The organism is Candidatus Nitrosopumilus sediminis (assembly GCF_000299395.1).
GTDB classification, from domain to species: domain Archaea; phylum Thermoproteota; class Nitrososphaeria; order Nitrososphaerales; family Nitrosopumilaceae; genus Nitrosopumilus; species Nitrosopumilus sediminis.
In genome coordinates, this window is the sequence record NC_018656.1 from 1,051,920 (window position 1) to 1,072,649 (window position 20,730).

At 33.5% G+C, this 20,730-nt stretch carries 22 protein-coding genes; 9 read left to right on the plus strand and 13 right to left on the minus strand.

Going from position 1 to position 20,730, the window contains the following annotated elements; all coding sequences use genetic code 11:
- Together NSED_RS06400 and NSED_RS06405 are read right to left on the minus strand one after the other, a co-directional pair.
- Entirely contained in the window at window positions 1–486 is a 486-nt protein-coding gene (locus NSED_RS06400; RefSeq protein WP_193353266.1) for a hypothetical protein, read from the minus strand.
- 1 nt (window position 487) lies between these two features.
- The gene (locus NSED_RS06405) at window positions 488–1,051 is read right to left on the minus strand and encodes a hypothetical protein (RefSeq protein WP_026090102.1); all 564 of its coding nucleotides are present in this window, start codon (window positions 1,049–1,051) and stop codon (window positions 488–490) included.
- Window positions 1,052–1,210: 159 nt separating this feature from the next.
- Between NSED_RS06405 and NSED_RS06410 the strand changes: the two genes are divergently transcribed.
- The gene (locus NSED_RS06410) at window positions 1,211–2,371 is read left to right on the plus strand and encodes a TrmB family transcriptional regulator (RefSeq protein WP_014965440.1); all 1,161 of its coding nucleotides are present in this window, start codon (window positions 1,211–1,213) and stop codon (window positions 2,369–2,371) included.
- A gap of 29 nt (window positions 2,372–2,400) precedes the next feature.
- Here the strand turns inward: NSED_RS06410 and NSED_RS10540 are convergent, their stop codons facing one another.
- On the minus strand, window positions 2,401–2,550 hold the full coding sequence (locus NSED_RS10540; protein WP_016940274.1) for a hypothetical protein: 150 nt from the start codon (window positions 2,548–2,550) through the stop codon (window positions 2,401–2,403).
- Window positions 2,551–2,828: 278 nt separating this feature from the next.
- Here NSED_RS10540 and NSED_RS06415 point away from each other — a divergent pair, with 278 nt between their 5' ends.
- The 4 genes from NSED_RS06415 (at window position 2,829) to NSED_RS06430 (ending at window position 5,343) form a co-directional block, all read left to right on the plus strand.
- The gene (locus NSED_RS06415) at window positions 2,829–3,428 is read left to right on the plus strand and encodes a hypothetical protein (RefSeq protein WP_237737681.1); all 600 of its coding nucleotides are present in this window, start codon (window positions 2,829–2,831) and stop codon (window positions 3,426–3,428) included.
- 175 nt (window positions 3,429–3,603) lie between these two features.
- Window positions 3,604–4,059: a RidA family protein gene (locus NSED_RS06420; protein ID WP_014965442.1), complete on the plus strand. Its 456-nt coding sequence runs from the start codon at window positions 3,604–3,606 to the stop codon at window positions 4,057–4,059.
- Window positions 4,060–4,126: 67 nt separating this feature from the next.
- Window positions 4,127–4,951 (plus strand): PEFG-CTERM sorting domain-containing protein, encoded by an 825-nt coding sequence (locus tag NSED_RS06425; RefSeq protein WP_232212386.1) that lies wholly within the window; start codon window positions 4,127–4,129, stop codon window positions 4,949–4,951.
- 23 nt (window positions 4,952–4,974) lie between these two features.
- Window positions 4,975–5,343: a PPOX class F420-dependent oxidoreductase gene (locus NSED_RS06430; RefSeq protein WP_014965444.1), complete on the plus strand. Its 369-nt coding sequence runs from the start codon at window positions 4,975–4,977 to the stop codon at window positions 5,341–5,343.
- Window positions 5,344–5,401: 58 nt separating this feature from the next.
- Here NSED_RS06430 and NSED_RS06435 read toward each other — a convergent pair whose 3' ends face one another.
- The gene (locus NSED_RS06435; RefSeq protein WP_016940272.1) at window positions 5,402–6,571 is read right to left on the minus strand and encodes a DHHA1 domain-containing protein; all 1,170 of its coding nucleotides are present in this window, start codon (window positions 6,569–6,571) and stop codon (window positions 5,402–5,404) included.
- Between the two features lie 17 nt (window positions 6,572–6,588).
- Window positions 6,589–6,780 carry a hypothetical protein gene (locus NSED_RS06440; protein WP_014965446.1) on the minus strand — a complete coding sequence of 64 codons (192 nt, stop codon included), beginning with the start codon at window positions 6,778–6,780 and terminating at the stop codon, window positions 6,589–6,591.
- A 119-nt stretch (window positions 6,781–6,899) separates the two neighbouring features.
- On the opposite strand from NSED_RS06440, the gene NSED_RS06445 reads away from it, so the two are divergent.
- Window positions 6,900–8,063, plus strand: a complete 1,164-nt coding sequence (locus NSED_RS06445; RefSeq protein WP_014965447.1) for a citrate synthase — start codon at window positions 6,900–6,902, stop codon at window positions 8,061–8,063.
- A gap of 2 nt (window positions 8,064–8,065) precedes the next feature.
- On the opposite strand, the gene NSED_RS06450 is transcribed toward NSED_RS06445, so the two are convergent.
- Complete coding sequence (locus tag NSED_RS06450; protein WP_026090100.1) at window positions 8,066–8,272, minus strand: hypothetical protein; 207 nt, start codon at window positions 8,270–8,272, stop codon at window positions 8,066–8,068.
- A gap of 199 nt (window positions 8,273–8,471) precedes the next feature.
- Here NSED_RS06450 and NSED_RS06455 point away from each other — a divergent pair, with 199 nt between their 5' ends.
- Window positions 8,472–8,696, plus strand: a complete 225-nt coding sequence (locus NSED_RS06455; protein WP_014965449.1) for a hypothetical protein — start codon at window positions 8,472–8,474, stop codon at window positions 8,694–8,696.
- Window positions 8,697–9,036: 340 nt separating this feature from the next.
- Entirely contained in the window at window positions 9,037–10,317 is a 1,281-nt protein-coding gene (locus NSED_RS06460) for a cupredoxin domain-containing protein (protein WP_014965450.1), read from the plus strand.
- A 20-nt stretch (window positions 10,318–10,337) separates the two neighbouring features.
- On the opposite strand, the gene uvrC is transcribed toward NSED_RS06460, so the two are convergent.
- Genes uvrC through NSED_RS06480 form a run of 4 tightly spaced genes read right to left on the minus strand, consistent with a single transcriptional unit; the run spans window position 10,338 to window position 17,365 of the window.
- Window positions 10,338–11,924, minus strand: a complete 1,587-nt coding sequence (gene uvrC / locus NSED_RS06465) for an excinuclease ABC subunit UvrC (RefSeq protein ID WP_014965451.1) — start codon at window positions 11,922–11,924, stop codon at window positions 10,338–10,340.
- Complete coding sequence (gene uvrA, locus NSED_RS06470; RefSeq protein WP_014965452.1) at window positions 11,921–14,740, minus strand: excinuclease ABC subunit UvrA; 2,820 nt, start codon at window positions 14,738–14,740, stop codon at window positions 11,921–11,923. The genes uvrC and uvrA overlap by 4 nt, the downstream gene beginning before the upstream one ends.
- Window positions 14,727–16,679 (minus strand): excinuclease ABC subunit UvrB, encoded by a 1,953-nt coding sequence (gene uvrB / locus NSED_RS06475; RefSeq protein ID WP_014965453.1) that lies wholly within the window; start codon window positions 16,677–16,679, stop codon window positions 14,727–14,729. The genes uvrA and uvrB overlap by 14 nt, the downstream gene beginning before the upstream one ends.
- A 53-nt stretch (window positions 16,680–16,732) precedes the next feature.
- Complete coding sequence (locus NSED_RS06480; protein WP_026090099.1) at window positions 16,733–17,365, minus strand: pyridoxamine 5'-phosphate oxidase family protein; 633 nt, start codon at window positions 17,363–17,365, stop codon at window positions 16,733–16,735.
- Window positions 17,366–17,874: 509 nt separating this feature from the next.
- On the opposite strand from NSED_RS06480, the gene NSED_RS06490 reads away from it, so the two are divergent.
- Window positions 17,875–18,288, plus strand: a complete 414-nt coding sequence (locus NSED_RS06490; RefSeq protein ID WP_014965455.1) for a hypothetical protein — start codon at window positions 17,875–17,877, stop codon at window positions 18,286–18,288.
- Here NSED_RS06490 and NSED_RS06495 read toward each other — a convergent pair.
- From NSED_RS06495 to NSED_RS06505, 3 genes are all read right to left on the minus strand, one after another.
- Window positions 18,283–18,513, minus strand: coding sequence for a hypothetical protein (locus tag NSED_RS06495; RefSeq protein ID WP_014965456.1), 231 nt, complete (start codon window positions 18,511–18,513; stop codon window positions 18,283–18,285). The two genes, NSED_RS06490 and NSED_RS06495, sit on opposite strands and share 6 nt — an antisense overlap.
- Before the next feature lie 59 nt (window positions 18,514–18,572).
- Entirely contained in the window at window positions 18,573–19,679 is a 1,107-nt protein-coding gene (locus NSED_RS06500; RefSeq protein WP_014965457.1) for an LLM class flavin-dependent oxidoreductase, read from the minus strand.
- 93 nt (window positions 19,680–19,772) lie between these two features.
- Complete coding sequence (locus NSED_RS06505; protein ID WP_014965458.1) at window positions 19,773–20,717, minus strand: iron-containing alcohol dehydrogenase; 945 nt, start codon at window positions 20,715–20,717, stop codon at window positions 19,773–19,775.
- Window positions 20,718–20,730: the final 13 nt, after the last annotated feature.

Genomic DNA, 20,730 nt, shown 5'->3' on the forward strand with positions numbered 1-20,730 from the left:
CTACGCAGTGTCTCTTTGAGAATTTTGTTGGTATCCTACGGTGTGAATCTCTGTAGCAAAATTGGTTAAATTAATTGCACTTGTTTCACATTCATTATAATCGGGTCCATCATCATATTTTTTTTTAAAATCAGATTTTTCAGAGATATGAGTATGCATGTCTTTAACCTTGTTTATAGAGTCCTCAGCAGATAAAATCAATTCAGATACTTCATCATCCAAATCACCTAATGAACTTGCAGTTTCGTTGATTATAGAAGTAAAATACTTCAGGATAGAACGCATCTCTTTTTTATCTGCATATTTACACATCATAAAATCAGCAATTCCAACAATTTTATCTAAATCCTGTAACTCATCTAAAGAAAGCTTGTCAATTTTCACATCATCAGAAGATTTTACCTGAGACAGTTTTTTGTCAATTTTAGAAGAAATGGCCCTTATGCGCTCTACATCTTTTGAAAAATCTCGTTTTGGAGTTAACATGTCAAGTATTGCATAATTTGAAAAAATCAAGATTAGGGTACTGCTTACTTAATTTAGAGCCGACCATCAATTTTACTTCATTAAGTATAGCAGCAGACTCTGTATTGGACTGACTAAAATCAAATTTTGCCATAGTTAGAGCAGCAGAGTCAAGCACAATGCTACCTAAATGAACAGATATTTCAGATAATTTTTGACTGCAATTTGGAATGATGCCAAATAATTGTGCACTGACTGTCCTAATCATTGGAATTGACGAAGGTAAAACTTCAGGAATAGTACCGACATTAGAAATTCGATTCATGTTATTTTTTACTTGAAGTAAAATCTCTAGAGAATATATCACAAGATGTTCGATATTTAATGCATTGATGTGAGTTTTATCAGATTCATCAAAATCATGAACCAAATCTTTGTTTAGTTCTTTTAATTCAGATTGCTTGTCATCTAGAACATCAATTATTTCATTCAGCAAATTCATAGAATATTCTAACCTAGGGACAAGTGTTACAGAATGAGAAATGTTTTCAATTTCTAATGGATTAACACTACATTTTACCAACATACCAGTTTGCATTTCTAGATTTTGTATATCAGGACAGTGTATCAAATTATTTAGTAACCACAGTTACACCCATCAGCAGATACAATTTTGATTTTTTTTGAGTATTTGTGTAAAGGAATTTAGCTCTCGATTTTACCTAATAACAAATCAAGCAGAATCATGGTAAATGAGCACGTTTTAACAGTTAGCCTAGAAGAATTTGGATTAAGTAAATATGAAGCACAGGCATATGTGGCCCTGATAGCAAGAGGAACAATTTCTGCTAGTGAGTTGGCATATTATTCAGAAATTCCAAGAACAAAAATTTACCCGACTTTACTAAAATTAGAAAATAAGAAACTAGTCATTATTTCAAAAAGCAAACCCATTATGTGTACAGCGATTGCTCCAGAAGACGCTTTTGATGGAATAATTCATGAGCAGATCAACAAAGTTAATGCAATGAATTCATTGATTTCAAATTTGAAAAAGGCAAGCGAAGAGAGCAGAAAATCAAGAGGGTCAGAGGAAAGAAGATATTTTCATTTGAGCGCAAACAATGTTTTGTCTCAACTCCAAACAATGATTGAAGGTTCAAAATCATCAATTAAAATAATGACAGATCAGTGGGGTTTTGGATTATTAGCTGAATGTAAAGAACAACTATTATCAGTTTTGAGAAGAAATTTGGATGTCAAAGTTCTGGCATCACCAGCACAAATTTGTTCAGAATCATATAGATCCATTCCAGATGGAGTTGAAATCAGAGCATCAGAGATTACACAAAATTGTTTCATTTTCGATGAAACAGAATTACTAATGATAAACAATGATAATGGAAAAGGAGCTGTTTTCTCATCTACAGAAATTTTAGGGATTAATCAAGAGAAAGTATTTTCAAACATTTGGAAAAATGCAACTAAAACCAAAGCTCTTGCAGACATGACAAAAACAGAAGCACAGGAGATTTACAAAATAATTAAAACAGTAAATGATGCAGGTTTGATGTATATCCTAAACTCTACAATGATATCTAAAAAAACAGATGCAGATATGCTCAAACTATTAGAGAAGAACGGAATTTCTCTCAAATCTAAAACACTTGATGACATAATTGAGATAATGGATGCAGTAATGCAAATCACGTGTTCAGGCCATGTTAATTTTGAAGCAAACACCAAAAACATTACTGTAGAATCAAAATTGAATAGTGGGCATTCATTACCATGGGTATCAATTTTGGATGGATGTCTTCAAAAACAAGGGTACAAGACAAGAACAATATATCAAAACAATTCAAACAAGGGTGAAAAAGTACTCATAAAAATAAGCAAAAATTAAGATTTTTCAAAATTTAGAAACCCAAATGATTATTCAGATGCATCATCAAATTTTTTCTGCTGTTCTTTGTATGCAATATATGAAATAAAGTCCGAAGTGCTTTGGAAGGGAGTTTTTCCTTTAAGATTTTTCTGAATATAAGCAGATACTTTTTTTGCTAATCTTTCACTGTCAGTCATTTCTGTATTCCTGTTGAATTAATTCAAGAGTTTTAGGATCCAATTTTTCAAAACATTTGGTCAATTCTTCCTCGTCTAGTTCTTCATCATGAAATAACATATTCTAATTATAGATTAAACACTCATTAGATTACCAGATAAGAAACATGTACAAAATGCTCAAAATTCGAGAGGTTTAGAGGACAAAATGGAATTTAGATTAAAATAAGAATAAAAAGACGCCCAAGAATTCAGTTCACCACCAATAAATAATTCCAGATAAAAGACTGTCCATGCAGATGATTTCAATAGAATATATTTTAGAATGTATGAATGATGAAAAAAATTATTTTGGAGATATTTGGAAAAACTGTTTGAATAATAAAAAACGATTCAATAGAACCAAATTAAAAGAAATACTAAAAAAAATGGAAGAATTAGGACACATTAAAAAACACGGTTACAAAAACGAGGCATATTATGAAAAATATTATCACTATTCACTTGAAGAACATATTGGTTTTATCAATAATTTAATTTTTACATATGAATCTAAGATAAATTCTGCATTAAAAAAATTAGAAAGTAAGAAAATATTTTTAGACATATCCAAAGATCTTACATCTTATAAATTCAGCAAGTACACAAAAACAGATTATGAATCAATAGTAACAGGCATGACCAGCATGTTTGAATTAGCATCATCAATTCTATGGACAATAGAAACAAGTGACGACAGCGAATTAAAAAAAGAGTTAAAAAATTGTTTCAAACAAATCAATGAATTCATGGATGAGACAAATCAGAGATTGCTTGAGGGTAGAAAAACAAACGAGCGAATATTATTGCAAAGGGACTTTAGTAGTAAAATTCCAAAAGCAGGCCATCTTAAGATTTAAAAAATACAGTGTTACTAGAGACATTCACTAGATCCTCATCATAAAATGCCCCTAGCAACACGAGTAATCAAAATATTTCACATATACAGTAATGCACAATTATTTTAAAAACATGCAATAAATTCACAAGATAATTGTAAAAACTAAAATCAGACAAAAATTTATCAACATAGTCATGATTGAAGAAAAACTTGAATTGCTAGGAATTAAACTTCCAAACCCTCCAACACCAGCAGGATCATACATTCCAGCAGTAAAGACTGGAAATTTGCTATTCATCTCAGGTCAAATCCCAATGGAGGAAGGAAAAGTACTATTCACAGGAAAAGTTACAGACGACAATCTAGAAACTGCTCAAAAATCGGCAAGAATGTGTGCAATCAATCTTTTAGCACAAATCAAAAGGGAATTAGGCAGTTTGGATAAAGTAACAAGAATTGTAAGACTATCAGGATTTGTAAATTCAGATGCAGAGTTTTACCAACATCCCAAAGTAATCAATCCGGCATCAGATTTGTTCTTTGAAGTATTTGGAGATAAAGGAAAACATTCGCGAATTGCAGTGGGTGTTGCATGTTTACCGCTAAATTCAATGACAGAAATTGATGCAATTGTGGAATTTTCAGAATGAAAAAATCAAAGATTACAAATGTTACGATAAAATCATATATACAATTCATATATATGTAATATTCAGAATGTACGTGTTTAAAATTTCGTTATTAGCATTAATCGCAGTTTCAATATTTTCGACTTCAGTATTTGCGGAACCAACAATACAAGTTAGCGTTTCTGAAGAAAACATCCAGTCTTTGGATTCTATTTGGATAACGGGGAAGGTAACTGATGTCTCACAATGGAAGCCAGTAAGACTTACTGTAACTGATCCAGAGGGAATTGTTGTGTATAGGCCATCAGTGGCAATAAGTGATGATGGGACATTCAGAGATTTAATGCATCCAACTCTTCCAAGTTTCAAATTAGGAACATACACAATAATTGCAAGTCAGGAAGATATAGACATTACAGCAAGGACACAATTCACAGTAACATCTGAAGTAATGCCAAGAAACCAAATAACCCAACCATCTCCAGAACCAGCAGTAAGCACGCCACAATTAACAGATTCAAGCAAGATTACACTCACAGCAGACACAGTTAACGGATCAAACATTATCAAAATTAGCGGATATACAGAAATTAGAAGTACAGACATTACATTTATCGTATATGCACCAAGTGGTAACATAATTTCAGTTGGGCAAGTAAGTCCAAATACGCAAGGAAAATTCCAATTAGAAATTAAAACAGGCGGTCCAGTATGGAAAGAGAATGGAATGTATACAATTACCGCAAATCAAGGAACTTCATCAGAGTACAAAGAATCAATCAAAGTCGAAATCAAAGATGGAGTGGTAGTTCCAGAGTTTGGAGTTGTAGCATCATTGGTTTTAGCAATATCAATAATTTCAATAATTATAGTGTCATCAAAATCAAAAATTGCAATGCCATCTAGATATTAATTTTAGAGCAGGCCAAAATCATTATGATAAATTTAGACGAAATTAAATCCGAAAAATATATCTCGCTTGAAACTTATCGAAAAAATAATCAACCAGTTAGAACACCAGTATGGTTTGTAGTCAAAGATGATTTGATTTATGTCGTCACACGCAGTAAAACAGGCAAGGTAAAACGTCTAAAAAACAATTTACAAGTAAAATTTGCATTGTGTACAATTAAAGGTAAAGTTACAGGAGAATGGATTTCAGGAACTGCCACAATTCTAAATGAAGAAGAGACTAAAAAAGCAGTAAAGAGAAGGGATAAAAAATATGGGTTTATGGCAAAAATTTCAAAATTCCTGAGTAAAAGCAAGGGAGGATTTTTTGCATTTACAATTAAGGCAGATTAAGGAATTGTAATTTCATTTAGGAAATTCTTTTGGTTAATTTAGAATATTTAAGAATAGATTATTTGATTTGCTTATTTAATTCCGTAATGAATTTTTTTATTTTGGGTTTAGGAATTACGGCACCACATGCCTTGTCATGACCTCCACCAGAACCGCCAAGACTAGTAGCCAAGGTGTTGACAATTTTCCCAAGATGGACTTTGCAATCTTTAGAGCCACGAACAGATACAGCATAGATTCCATGATCAACTCTTTCTTTGTATGCAACGCCGACGTCCTTTCCAGACAATCCCATTACAAAATTCACAGCACCACTAGCACCAGCATCTAAAATTTCCATATAACCAAGATTTTTCATAGTTTTCATTCCTTGTTTTACTTTGGCAATCATCTGAGATAGTTTCTCAACTTGAATTTGAGCAAATTCAAAAGTGTTAGGTATTGCATGAGGGAACTTGGATTCAGCCAACTCCTCAACAAGGTACAATAGATAATCAGGTTCTTTTTGATGCCCCACAATATTGTAAGTAAGAACAGTCGCACTAATCAATGCAAATTGTCGGTCATAGATTTGCAGTAATTTTGCACCTATTGGTCTAGTTTCCATGTAGTCAGTAATTGCAGCACATGCTGCAACAAATGATGCATGATCATTTAATTTTGATTTGAATGCAGTGTAAGCTAAAACAGCAGTACATTCATTGATGTCATGAATCACCTTTACTTTTATTTTTTTTAATGCCTTTACAACATCAGGGTCTATATCATGATGATCAATGTAAGTTACTGAGACTTTGTTTTTTCTCAGAGTTGTTAAAATATCAATAAATTCATCCTGGGTTTTTTTACTAAGACCCAAATCACAAATAAATAATGACTTTAATTTTTCATCTAAAACCACTTGATTTAGTGCTTCCATTTGTCCAGGATAGTCAACCAGTATTGCATCACCGCCAAATGCCTGTCTGATAATTGCAGCAGAACTAATACCATCACAATCTTCTTTGTGAGAAATACAAATCACTTTAGTTCTTTGTGGTTTTGTAGTTTTTTTAGATGCAGATTTCTTTGTTACTTTTTTTGCAACAGTTTTCTTAACAGGTTTTTTTGCTGCTGTTTTTTTGGCAACTTTTTTTGCTACTTTTTTAGTTGCTTTTTTCTTAACAGTGGTGGTAGATTTTTTAGTTTTAGATACTGCCAATATAGATAGAAAATTTGCAACCCTCATTTAAATGAAGAAAGTGATCAGGATTTATGAGACTGTTTTTTAATATTTTTGTGAATCAAAGATCTAGAATCAAGGTACACATCAAAAAACGATACTCCTTCAAGCTGAGTCTGATGATCAATCTCCTGAATTTTTTTCAGTTCATCAGATGTCGCATTCAATACCATGTCATCTAATTTTTGCAAATCTTTACGCTCTTTAGGAGTCAAGTAATTTTTTATTAAAAATTCTCATTTATGGCCAAAAGTTGGCATATTAGACTAAATACTAAATTTCATAGACATGATTTTGAGCGAAAATATAATAGAAGAAATTTTGTAGGCTCATTATGGAGACAAAAAATATCGGCCTTCGTGGAATCGAAGTAGCAGATACGAGAATTTCCAATATTGACGGAGAGAAAGGAAAGCTAATCTACCGAGGATATGATATTTTAGAATTAACCAAAAATTCAACATTTGAAGAAACAGCATATTTACTTCTTTATGACAAGCTTCCAAATAGAAATCAATTAGATGAATTTAATGCCAAATTAATTGATGCCAGGTTCATTCCAAAACAAATGCAAAAAAACATGGGCAATTGGAGAAAAGATGCAGATCCTATGGATATGCTTCAGGCTTTTGTGGCAGCACTTGCTGGATATTATGATGAAGAATTTGCAAACAAAGAAGCAAGTTATGATAAGGCAATAAACCTGATTGCAAAAGTTCCCACAATTGTTGCAAGTTGGAACAGAATAAGAAATGGACTAGACATAGTAGATCCAGACCCAACACTAAGTCATGCAGCAAATTTTCTATACATGATGTCAGGTAAAAGACCAGATCCAGAAGTTGAGAAGATCTTCGACGTGTGTTTAATTTTGCATGCAGATCATACGTTTAATGCATCTACATTTACTGCAAGACAAGTGGCATCTACTAGGGCACACATGTATTCAGCATGTAGCGCTGCAATTGGGGCACTAAGTGGGGAACTACATGGTGGGGCCAATACCGAAGTAATGAAAATGCTGCTTGAGATAGGAGATATCGAAAAAGTAGAAGAATGGGTTAAGAAAGAAATGAGCGAAGGCAACAGAATAATGGGAATGGGTCACGCAGTCTACAAAACATATGATCCAAGAGCCCAAGTACTAAAAGAATTATCTAGAAAACTAGCAGAAAAAACAAAAGACCCATGGTTTGACATTACAGAAAAAATAGAAGTCACCACAATTTCTGAAATGAAAAAACAGAAAGGAAAAGATATCTATCCTAACGTAGACCTGTACAGCGCATCATTGTATTACATGTTGAAAATTCCAATGGATCTTAATACTCCAATTTTTGCAATTTCACGTGTTGTGGGATGGGCTGCACACATCATCGAAGAAAAATTTGCAGAAGCTGCACCAAAACCAGCATTGTATAGACCAAAGGCCACTTATGTTGGAAAATATTGTGGACCTGAAGGTTGTGAATACCAAACATTAGACTTGAGAAAATAAATTTAATTTCTAGTACTTAACCAGTCTTTGGCTTTAGAATTTACATCGTGCTTGTATAGAACTTCAAAAACCATATCATAAAATGTGATACCTTTTTTCTGAGCCTGATCATCTAGCCATTTAATTCCATCAGCTAATTCAGGATCATATTCTGAGAATTCAACTAATTCATCAACCATTTTCGAGAAGAAGGCGTGAGATTCAAGCATAAGTACACCTTTCAATCTTTGATCATAAGTGGGGGATTCAAAATATATTAACAAAAGACCCCTTTTTGGTTGACAATTGAACCATGTTTTTTATTCAGATGCAAATGCAACAGAGATTTCATGAATTATCAAAACAGACAATTCAACTGTTGAGCAAAAAAGAGAGCATGTAGAAATTTATAAAAATAAAATTACAGATTTGCAATCAAAATATGTTGCATTGCATATTGGTTTGTTTTGGGGGATAGGAGTGTTCATAATTAAAAATAAAGATACTATTAAAATAAAAATTAATGAAAAAACAATGTTTGATCAGTTATCAAAAGGAATAACGAGTAATGAACAATTTATTCAAAAAAGAATAAAATTTATCAATCAACTAATCACTCAAAGGAAATTAAAAATCGAGTATGAATTGATTTAAAATATATCAGTAAATGCAAAAGAGCTTAAGACCAAAAACGGTTAGTTACTTGGTGAGAGCTCATTTGCAGTTTGTAAATTAATTACGTATTTGATTCATAAAAGAAATATGTGTTCACATTCATTGACAACACCTCAACATCAATTAGAGCGATCTTATGAAATTTACAAAGGATTGGAGATATTTTTGTAAATATTTCAAACATATTAAAAATTAAAGATATCAAGAAAAGAACTGCCCATCATCATAAAAGTAAATCAGCCAAGTTGTGAAAATATGAAAAATATACGTAATTGCAAAGATTAGATTTATTTACCATACATCAAGTGATGGATCAATTATGGCAGGTATAGACAGAGCTGCAATTGCATTTTCTATTGCAATTGTAGTAATCGGTGTAGGATTTGCATTCTATATGGATGGAGTTCAAAATGCCGGTCCCGTTATTTCTGCTCCAGTAGCTTCAAAGACTGTTGAGGAAAAAACTCAAACAGACCCATTTGCAGATATTGCAAATAAGGTAAAACAAGAAGCTCCTGCAAAACCAATGAAATCAGGTTGGGATAGACTAACATCAGAAACAGATCCTGGTGTAGGTCATGAAACACACCAACTTGCAATCATTTTGGCACCAAGTGACAAAGTATATTCAGGTACACTCAAGTATGATGCATCTGAACCAATTCAACTTGTTACACTACACGGTCCATTAGCAGCTGGAGAAGACAAAGGACAAGCAATTTGGACACCAGATGGTGAAACAAAGTTTGCATTAACATTTGTTGATCCAAAGAATGCAAGAGGCGAATGGGAATTTGCCGGTAATGCTTTAGCAGTACATACAATGAATACCGAACCATTCATAGTTGATTACAAAGTAGATTACAAAGAAAAACCAATGTCAGATACTGTAATGACTGGCACAGTCCAGACAGTACAGGATCCTGGTGTAGGTCATGAATCACATCAACTTGCAGTGCTTTTGGCACCATCAAGTGATGTATATTCAGGAATTCTTTCATACTCTGCTTCTGAAAATATTCAACTAGTTACACTACGAGGACCAATCGGTGCTGATGAAAAACCAGCAAAGACATGGACACCAGATGGTGAAACTATCTTTGAATTAACATTTGTTGATCCAAAGAATGCAATGGGTTCTTGGAAATTCTCAGGTAATGCTTTAGCAGTTCACACTATGAAGACAAACCAAGCAACCATTAGTTATTCTGTAAGTGCAACTACAACTGCAGGAAAAACTGTTCAACTAGAAGAAAAAGTCGCCATGAAAGAAACCACGGTAGACAAACCAACAGGACCAACAACTCACACAGTTGATATTCCAGTAGGTACTTCAGTTCCAGGATGTGAAGAAAGTAATGCATGCTACTTACCAGCAGACATCACAATCAATGTTGGAGACACAGTAGAATGGATTAATATCGACACAGCAGCACACACAGTAACTGGTGGTAGTCCAGCTGATGGACCATCCGGCGTATTTGATAGCAGTCTAGTCATGGCAGATGCATCTTATGCATTTACATTCAATGACTCAGGCAGTTATGATTACTTCTGCATGGTTCACCCATGGATGACCGGTAGTGTCACAGTGAACTAACCAAAATTTTTCCTTTTTTCTTATTTTATTTGATTTTTCCTTATTGTTCTATTATATGCCACACCAAATCTATGAGTCTCATCTCTTGCATGTTGTAAAATTTTTAGAGATGATTTGTATTTTGGAATTATTATAGGATTTTTGTGTTTAGGAAGGTATACCTCTTCGTTTTCTTTCGCTAAAGATATGCAAGGCAAATCCAAACCAAGAGATTCTAAAGACTTCACTGCAGAACTAAGTTGTCCTTTACCTCCATCGATCACAATCAAATCAGGGAGTTCAGAATTTTCTTCGAGCAATCTATAGTATCGTCTTTTAATAATTTCTCCAATCATTGCAAAGTCATCTCTTCCAGAAACTGTTTTAATTTTGAATTTCCTGTATCCATTTTTGTTTGGAATTCCCCCAACAAATCTAGACATGGACCCCACAGCAAAATCTTCACCATGATTAGAAATATCAAAACATTCAATGATATTTGGAATTACAGGTAAACTAAGAATTTCTTTTAATTCCACTAAACCAGGATTGCCCCCTTTGGAATGAATCAATTGGATATTTTTCAAAAGCAGATCAATGATGTCTTTTTTCTTTCCTCTAGTAGGAGTTATGATTTTTACATCAAATCCAGACTGTTCTGAAAGCAAAGATTCCAGCAATTTTTGATTTTCAGGAAGTTCACTAACTATGATAAATTTGGGAATTTTATGTGTCGAATAATATTGATATAAGAAATTTGAAAACGAATTATCACCTACTAAATCATAAAAGAACTTGTCACTATCTCTAATCACACCGTTAATCATTCTAAAATTCATCACAGTTGCAGAATGTTCCTGAATACCTATGCCAAAGTATTCTTCATCAGAATTTTCAACATACTCCATTTTCTGTTTAGTTTGTAAGCTTCCTAGTCTAATCAAAGTGTCACGAATATCCTTTGCACGCTCAAATTGTTGTAATTTTGCTGCTTGTTGCATCTCTTCTTTCAATTTTTTTGTAAAAATTTTGGTTTGATTTTTTCCTTTTAGAACATCTTGTAATGCTTGGACATGTTTAGGATATCTTTCCTGAGCATCTTTAAATTCACATGGACCCTCACAATTTCCCAAATGATATTCCAAGCAAACCTTTTTTGGAAGAGTTTTACAAATTCTAATTTGAAATGCCTTTCTTAACGTACCAATTGTAAGTAGTTTAGAACTACCTTGAGTGAAGGGCCCAAATGTCTTACCTTTCCCAAGAAATTTTCCATCTCTAGTTCTTCTTGAAACTAACAGTCGCGGATATTTTTCATCAGATATTCTAAGATATGTGTATCTTTGTTGATCTTTTAATTCAATATTGAATCTAGGGCGATATTTCTTGATCATGTTTGATTCTAAAAGAAATGCTTCGCTTTCATTATCAGTTAAAACAAATTCAACATCAGAAATGTTTTCAACTAGTTTTTGTGTTTTGTAATTTTGATTTTTATTGAAATAGGATTTTACTCTATTTTTCAAATTCTTTGCTTTGCCAATATAGATAATAGTTCCATCAGTATCCTTCATCAAATATATTCCAGGATCAGTAGGGATATTGATTTTAGAAATATCAAAAGTCATTTTTTCAATATTTTCTTCAAATACTTTCCAGTATAACTGCCAGGTGCTTTTGAGATCTCTTTTGGAGTACCAGTAGCTACAACTTGTCCACCTTCATCACCACCTTCAGGTCCAAGATCAATAAGCCAATCAGAATTTTTAATCACATCCATGTTATGCTCAATTACGACAACAGTATTTCCAAGATTAACAAGGCGATTAAGTACATCTAATAATTTTTGAACATCTGCAAAATGCAAGCCTGTTGTAGGCTCATCTAGAATATAGAGAGTTTTTCCAGTTCCTCGTTTTGACAGCTCAGATGCAAGCTTAACCCTTTGAGCCTCACCTCCGGACAAAGTGGTGGAAGACTGCCCTAGTTTGATGTAGCCCAGTCCGACGTCAAATACTGTTTGCAATTTTCGTTTAATTGCAGGAACATTCTCAAAGAAATTTAATGCCTCATATACAGTCATGTCTAAAATGTCTGAAATGTTTTTGCCTTTGTATAGCACAGACAAAGTTTCAGTGTTGTATCTTTTTCCCTTACACTCATCACATTTTACATAAACATCAGACAGAAACTGCATTTCGATTTGTTTTACTCCATCACCATCACATGCAAAACATCTACCATCAGCTACATTAAATGAAAATTGTCCCGGAGCATATCCTCGTTCTTTAGATAATGCAGTATTTGCATAAAGTTCTCTAATTGGAGTAAAGGCGCCAATGTAGGTTGCAGGATTTGAACGAGGAGTTCTGCCAATAGGAGATTGATCAATTGCAATTACTTTATCAATATTTTCTAAACCAATAATTTCCTTGTGAGTTCCAGCCCTTACATTTGACTTGGAAAAGTGGTTTTCTAATGTTTTTAACAATATATCATTGATTAATGTAGATTTACCAGAACCGGAAACCCCAGTTACAGAGACAAAAAGACCTAAGGGAATTTCCACGTCTATATTTTTTAGATTATTTTCAGAAGCATTCTTTACAATCAAAGAACCAGAACGATTACGGATTTTATTTTCTAAATTTATTAATGAATTGTTTTTTAGATATGCACCAGTTACAGATTTTTCATCCTTGAGAATTTGATTTACGGTTCCTTCAAAAACAACATTTCCACCATGAACGCCCGCACCAGGACCTAAATCTATCATCCAGTCTGAATTTCGGATTACTTCTTCGTCATGCTCTACAACTATTACGGTATTTCCCAGATTTCGCAGTTTATTTAGCGTTTTAATGAGTCGGGCATTATCTCGTTGATGCAATCCAATCGTAGGTTCATCAAGCACATACAACACCCCAGTCAAATTAGAACCGATTTGAGTTGCCAATCTAATTCGTTGTGATTCACCACCAGATAACGTTGAACTTAGTCTATTCAATGTCAAATAATTTAATCCAACATTCATTAAAAATTCAAGGCGTTCTTTAATCTCTTTTAACACATCTCTTGCAATGTATTGTTCGTTTTCAGTAAGTTTCAATGAAGAAAAGAAATCATAACAATTATCAATAGACATGTCACATACATCCATGATTCCTTTTTCATTAATTTTGACTGCTAGAGATTCAGGTTTCAGTTTTTTACCATTACATGTGTTACAAGGTGTGTCCCTCATGAATTGTTTTAACCATTCTCGTTTAGATTCAGAATCAGTTTCCATAAATGTACGTTGAAGATTTGACAAAACACCTTCAAACGAATTTGTAGATTGCCAAGAAGAATCTCCAGATTTTGAACGATATGTAAAGTCAATCAAATCATCAGTGCCATGTAAAATTATTTGTAAATGTTTAGGCTTGATTTTATCAAAGGGAGTCATCAAATCAAATCCAAATTTTTTACCAACTGCTCTTAAGGCTTGACGTCTGAATGCTGAAAATCTTCCACTCCAAGGCACTATTGCACCATCCAAAATAGATTTAGATTTGTCAGGGACAACTAAATCTGCATCGAACTCCATCTTGACGCCCAAACCATTACATGTTTTACACATACCAAATGGAGAATTAAATGAAAAAGAACGGGGTTCTAATTCACCTACAGTTAATCCACAGTAAGGACATGCGTTATTTTGTGAGAAAATTTTTTCGGATTTTTCAGTTGCAATCATCACATCACCTTTAGAGGCCTTGATTGCAGTTTGTATGGCTTCAAAAAGTCGAGATCTTTCGGATTTTTCAGTAGTAATTCTATCAACTACAATTTCGATATTGTGCCATTTTTGCCGATCAAGTGGAGGAATTTCATCATCTAGGCTCAAAATCTCCCCATTTAGACGTATTCTAGAGTAACCATCCTTTTTGATTTGTTCAAATAATTTCTCATATGTTCCCTTTTTTCTCTGAATAATAGGAGCCAAAATTAGAATTTTTTCCCCTGAAAAATCTTTGAGTACTGAATCACAGATTCGTTCAACTGATTGGGTCGAAACTTTACGCCCACAATTTGTACAATAAGGAATACCAATTCTTGCAAACAATAACCTAATGTAATCATAAATCTCAGTCGTGGTTCCAACTGTTGAGCGGGGGTTTTTACTAGTAGTTTTCTGTTGTATTGAGATTGCCGGAGAAAGACCTTCAATAGAATCAACATCAGGTTTATCCATCATTTCTAAGAATTGACGTGCATAAGCTGATAGAGATTCAACGTATCTTCTCTGACCTTCAGCGTAAATGGTATCAAATGCTAATGTGGATTTTCCAGAACCTGATAAACCACTGATAACAACTAGTTTGTTTTTCGGAATGTCAATATCTAAATTCTTTAGATTGTGATGTCTTGCTCCTCTAATCTTTAGTTTATTTTCTACCATTTTTAAATTCAATCTCCTTTTCTATTCTTTTTATTCTATCTCTGCATTCAATTGCACGCTCAAAATCTAATTCTTCAGAATATTTTTTCATTTGCGCATCCAAATCAATTATTTCTGTTGCAAGGTCATGTGTAGATTTTAGTTTTGAATCATCTAAAGCAACTTCTTGCTCAGGAACAGATTTGATTATTGTTCTAGGTACAATATTATGATCTTTGTTATATTGCATTTGTTTTTCTCTACGACGCTTAGTTTCATTTATTGCATTTTTCATGGATTGTGTATTTTTATCAGCATACATTATCACAGTTCCATTTGCATTTCTTGCAGCTCTGCCACAGGTTTGAATCAAACTAGTAAAATTTCTTAAAAATCCTTCCTTGTCAGCATCCAATATAGCAACTAAAGAAACCTCAGGAATATCCAGTCCTTCTCGAAGAAGATTAATTCCCACAAGAACATCAAATTCGCCAAGACGTAATTGCCGAATTATCTCAGTTCTCTGTAAGCCTTCAATTTCAGAATGCATGTATCTTACCCTGACTTGTTTTTTCGAAAGGTATTCTGCCAGATCTTCAGCCATTCGTTTGGTCAATGTTGTGACTAAAACACGCTCAGAATTAGCAGATCTTTTCTTAATTTCCCTGATTAAATCATCCATCTGGTCTTTGGTAGGCCTGATTTCAATTTGAGGGTCAAGCAGGCCAGTAGGCCTTACAAGTTGTTCAGCAATTTGAGACGATATTTTTTTTTCATATTCAGAAGGAGTCGCTGAAACAAAAATGGTATTTTGAATATATTTTTCAAACTCTTCAAATTTCAATGGACGGTTATCATATGCGCTTGGAAGTCTAAATCCATATGTCACTAATTCATTTTTTCTAGAATGATCACCTTTGTACATTCCATGAAGTTGAGGCAATGTAACATGAGATTCATCAATTACCATAAGATAGTCATCGCCAAAAAAATCCATTAAACAAAATGCTTTTTCCCCAGGTTTTCTTCCGTCAAAATGTCTTGAATAATTTTCAATTCCAGAACAATATCCCAATTCCTCAATCATTTCCAAATCATATTTTGTTCGCATCTCAAGTCTTTGTTTTTCCAATTCATTTAATTCAGGCAATCTTGATTCTAATTCTTCTCGAATTGATTTTACAGCTTTTTCTCGAACATCTTTAGCAATCAGATAATGTTTTGCAGGAAAAATTTTCATTTGTTTGATTTTCTTTTTTTCTTTAAGAGACACATGATCTAAAAGAGTAATTTTTTCTATTTCATCTCCAAACATAGAGATTCTAACTAAATCTTCAGAATACGCAGGAGTAACATCAATAGTATCTCCTTTCACTCTAAAGTTACCAGGTGCAACCTCAGTGTCATTTCTTTCATACCTAGCATCTACAAATCTTCGTATGATCTCACTTCTTTTAATTTCATCCCCAGTGTTGACAGTAATAGCTAGATCCTCCCAATCGCGGGGATTTCCAAGAGAGTAGATGCAAGATACGGTTGACACAATTATTGTAGGCTCTCCAGAAAGCAACATGGCAGTGGCCTCTAGTCTTAATTTTTCAATTTTTTCATTTATCTGAGTATCCTTTTCGATGTAAGTATCAGTTTGAGGCAGATAACTTTCAGGCTGATAATAGTCATAGTAAGATACAAAATATCCAACATTATTTTTTGGAAAGAATTGTTTTAATTCTGAATAAAGCTGTGCTGCAAGAGTTTTGTTATGGGAAATTACAAGGGTATTTTTTCCAGTCCTTGCAATAACATTTGCAATAGAAAATGTTTTTCCACTTCCAGTCACCCCAATCAGAGTTTGGACAGATTTGTTCTTTACACCTTTAACTAATGTATCAATTGCTTGTGGCTGATCTCCAGTAGGAGAATAATCAGATACCAATTCAAACTGAGCGAGTTGTTCCAACAGATACAATCCTCGAAAACTGAATTTAAAGCAATGGTGATATCAAGATATGATCACCATACAGGTTCATCAATCATTTTCAAACCCGTATCAGTTACCTCAAATCCCATAATTTTCAATGTTTCAAGAGCAGATGGTGAATTTCTCTTTAGAATTTTTTGGGCAAGATTCATCCTATCATCTGGACTCATGTGTTGACCAATTTTGTATTTTCCATGAAGTGTTTGAGGAGCAACTTTAATCACACTAACAGCATCTAAAACCCTCATATCAGAACTAATTGGATCATACTTCCCTTCAGGTTGATATTTTTCCATTAATCCGTTTAGTGCAAGCGTTTTCTCTTCCCTGTCAGATACAAAAGAAGCCACTCCTTTGATTACAATGCTGATGTATAATGTATCTGCCAAAGATGCATTGTGTGGATCTTCAAAATATGAGGGCAAAAATTCTAGCTCTCTGTCAGCTTCGAATCCCACTTTGTTATTTCTAGAAATATTATCTAATTTCTCACCTTTTACATGAGAATGCATGTAAACTGCATCATTAAGAAATACAAAGTTCATAGGGATTATTTGAGGAAAGCCATTCACATCGATGCTAGCAATACGTCCTACATGCTCATCATTCAAAAATTCTTTTACCTTTTCATATGATTTAATTTGGAGAATTCCAGTTAACTGCATAAAGTAATTTAATGAAATAATATTATAAATCCAGAGTATTAAAATTCCTAAAATACAAGATAATTTAAAAAACATCATGGATGATCCATATCTAAATGAATTAAGAGCAGATTTTCAAGGATATTCAAATCAATTAAAAAAATTGAAAAAAAATTACTAAAAACTACATCACCAGAACTGCAGGCAAAAATAATCAAGCAGATTGATTCAATTGCAAATAAGATGGAGAATAATCAAAAGCAATCAGTTAAAGTAACAAAATCAAGAATAAAGGAAAGAAAAGCAAAATCAAAAAGATAGATCATTCTTCAACATCTAATTCTTTTGCCATTGCTTTGATTTCTAAAATTCTACATTCTAATTCATTACATTCAGCCTTGAATTTTACACCCATAGAATAGAATTACAAAAATAATCAAAAATAAACAACATTCTAAAACTTGACTTTTTTCATCCAAATTCTTCATTAATGTAAATTGCTAAATTTAGGATGAATTCACAATAAGAAAATGAGTGAAATAGATGAAGAGCGAGAAGAAGCCACCAAGATAACACTAGATCTTTTAGAAGAATGGGGTTCTGATTCAAAATTCATCTGGTTTAGAGAACTACACAGAATTACTGATATCGACAAGGGATTATTGCGAAATATACTCAATGACTTGAAAAAATCAAAAGAGATCAAAGAGATGCATGGAACAAACAATAGAATATTTTTTTGTCTAAGAAAATATTATATCAAATGTAGAGATGTTGAATTTCGATTCAAGGGCAAACAAATAATGTTAAGAGATGGAAGTAAGACAAAAATTATTCAAGGTTCAACAAATGCAACAGAGAGGACTAGGAAAAGATTAGAAAAACAGAAAAACAAACGCAGGGCAAAATCATTTACTAAAAAGAAAAGGCCTCATAAATCATAAAGAGTCTTCAGCTTGACGTCGCGTAAAATTGGATTCTGCACGTTTTATCCTTGCAGATTCTGCAACATCTTCAGTCATATCAAACAAGTCGTGTAATTCCATATCAGGGGTCAATTCATCATTTTTTTCATCATCTAGATCATATTCAAGATTTGCCAAAATTTCCACATTCTCTTCTAAAATATCAAGACATTTTTTTACTGATTCTGGAAGGTCATCATCCATAATAATTTGTAAGGACAAGTATACTAAAGGATTTGCTGTGTATTATAGAGCGAAATTTCTTACTGTTTAGCTTTAGCACGTAATGCAGGCATTACATGACTTGCGAATTTGTCAATAGACCCAAAGTAATTCTTGCCCCAGAATCTAATCACAAAGTGGTTTACACCTGCATCCATGAATCTTTCAAATGTAGGAATCATATCTTCAGGAGTACCAACAGCTGTTGATGAACGTGCAACGGCATCAGGGATTTTAGTTGCAGCCTCTCTCATCTTTACAATCCAACTTTGATCAGACATTGAATATTCTGTAAAGTATTTTACGAAATCAAATCCTTCAATTTCTTTTAATCCATGGACTCTTAAAATTTCAGGCTTGAATAGGCTTACTTTAACGGCTTCTTTCATCTTGGCCCATGATGCTTCTGCATCATCAGAGAAGTAAACATCGATATCTAAAGCAAATTCGAAGTTGTCTTTTTCTTCCTGAGTTCTATTATTTTCATTCATTGAAACTTCGATTTGTTTTTTATGATCTTCAAATAATTCAGGAGTATATCCAATTGGCAGCCAACCATCGCCTAGTTTTCCAGTCAATGCAAGAGTTCGTTTACCACCAGCTGCCATGTAAGTTGGTGGACGTGGTTTTCTAATTGGAGGAGCTTGTAAACATGCACCTTCAAGTTGATAGTACTTTCCTTTGTAATCTACAGTGTTATCAGGAGTTGATTGGTATAATGTGTGAATAGTTTCAATTTGTTCTTCCCATTTAGAAACTGGTTTTTCAAATGGAATGCAAAATTCCTTTAGATTTTGTGCTTCACCTGCTCCAATTCCCAGAATCGCCCTACCTTTTGAAACCCTATCAAGAGTAATTGCAGCTAGTGCGATGTTTGAAGGATGTCTTCTAATTGCATCTGTAACACAAGTTCCCAATTCAACATTATTAGTAACAGCTGCAATTGCAGATAACATAACCCAAGGGTCTAAAACAGTAGCATTTTTCCATTGTGGAACATTTGTATGATCCATATAGAAAATAGAATCATAACCTGTTTTATCAGCAAGCATACATGCAGTTAAAATTTGATCTTCAGTGTAGCCAGCTCTTGCAACATTGAGGCCATTTTGAATTCCAAATTTGATTTTTTTATCTGCCAAGTACATTTACGTCAGATTATTAGAATAAAAAGTTTCAGCAAGCTGCCAATTTCGCACTTTATCAAGAAAATAGAAAAAAAGTAAAAAATATTGAATTTTTTACAAATTACCTGTTTTGATATCTTCAAGACACTTTACAACATCGTCTTTGGATATTGGGATTGGGTTTGGATCCAAATGACCTCTATCAGTCATTACAGTGTCAGCAGCTTCTGAAACATCAGCTTTGAGTTCTAGTTTATCAAAGCCTAGTTTTTCCATTGCCTCTTTGAATCTATCATAAAAGATGGACTTGTTATGCTTGTGTGCAACAGTAGTACAAGAGGACAACGAATATCCATGTGGTACTCCTTCATTTGAGAACACATAGGACAATGCATGTCCAAGTGTTGTAGAGCAGTTACCAAATCCCATTCCAGACAACATTGATCCATAAGGATAGTTTTCCGGTTTGTCATTCATAATTGCATCATATAGAATCTCAAATGCTTGTTTACAAAGAGTTCTTGTCAAGTCATTGCCTAATTTGCTATCATAGCCTTCGGTTGCTTGAGCACATGCATCACAGACAGAATTGTTTATGACTTGTTGTGGAGTTCCTTCTAAGAAGTATGAATCTACAACTGCCATGTCGGCTAGAAATCTGTCTTCACGTAACAATTTCTTTTTACCATCAAATTTCAGAACACAATAAGTTGTCATTTCAGCTCCAGTTCCAAATGTAGTTGGAATTAAGATTTTTTCTTTTTTCATCTCAGGTGCAGCATATTTTACTACATCCATCGAACTTCCACCACCAAGTCCAATTAGACATGATGGATCTTTGTCTTTGAATTGTGAAATAACAGCATTGACGTCATCGATTGATGGTTCAGGTTTTACTTGGTCATACAACATGTAATCTTTAATCCCCATTCTTGCAATCCATTTGTCAGAAAGTTCAGGAGGAACTGTTGTGACAATTAGGGCATTTTTTGGATACTCTGTTTCACCAAGTGCATTTTCTCCAAAGTTGATAACTTTTGGAATGCGTACTGTATTCATAACTGAAAGGCAT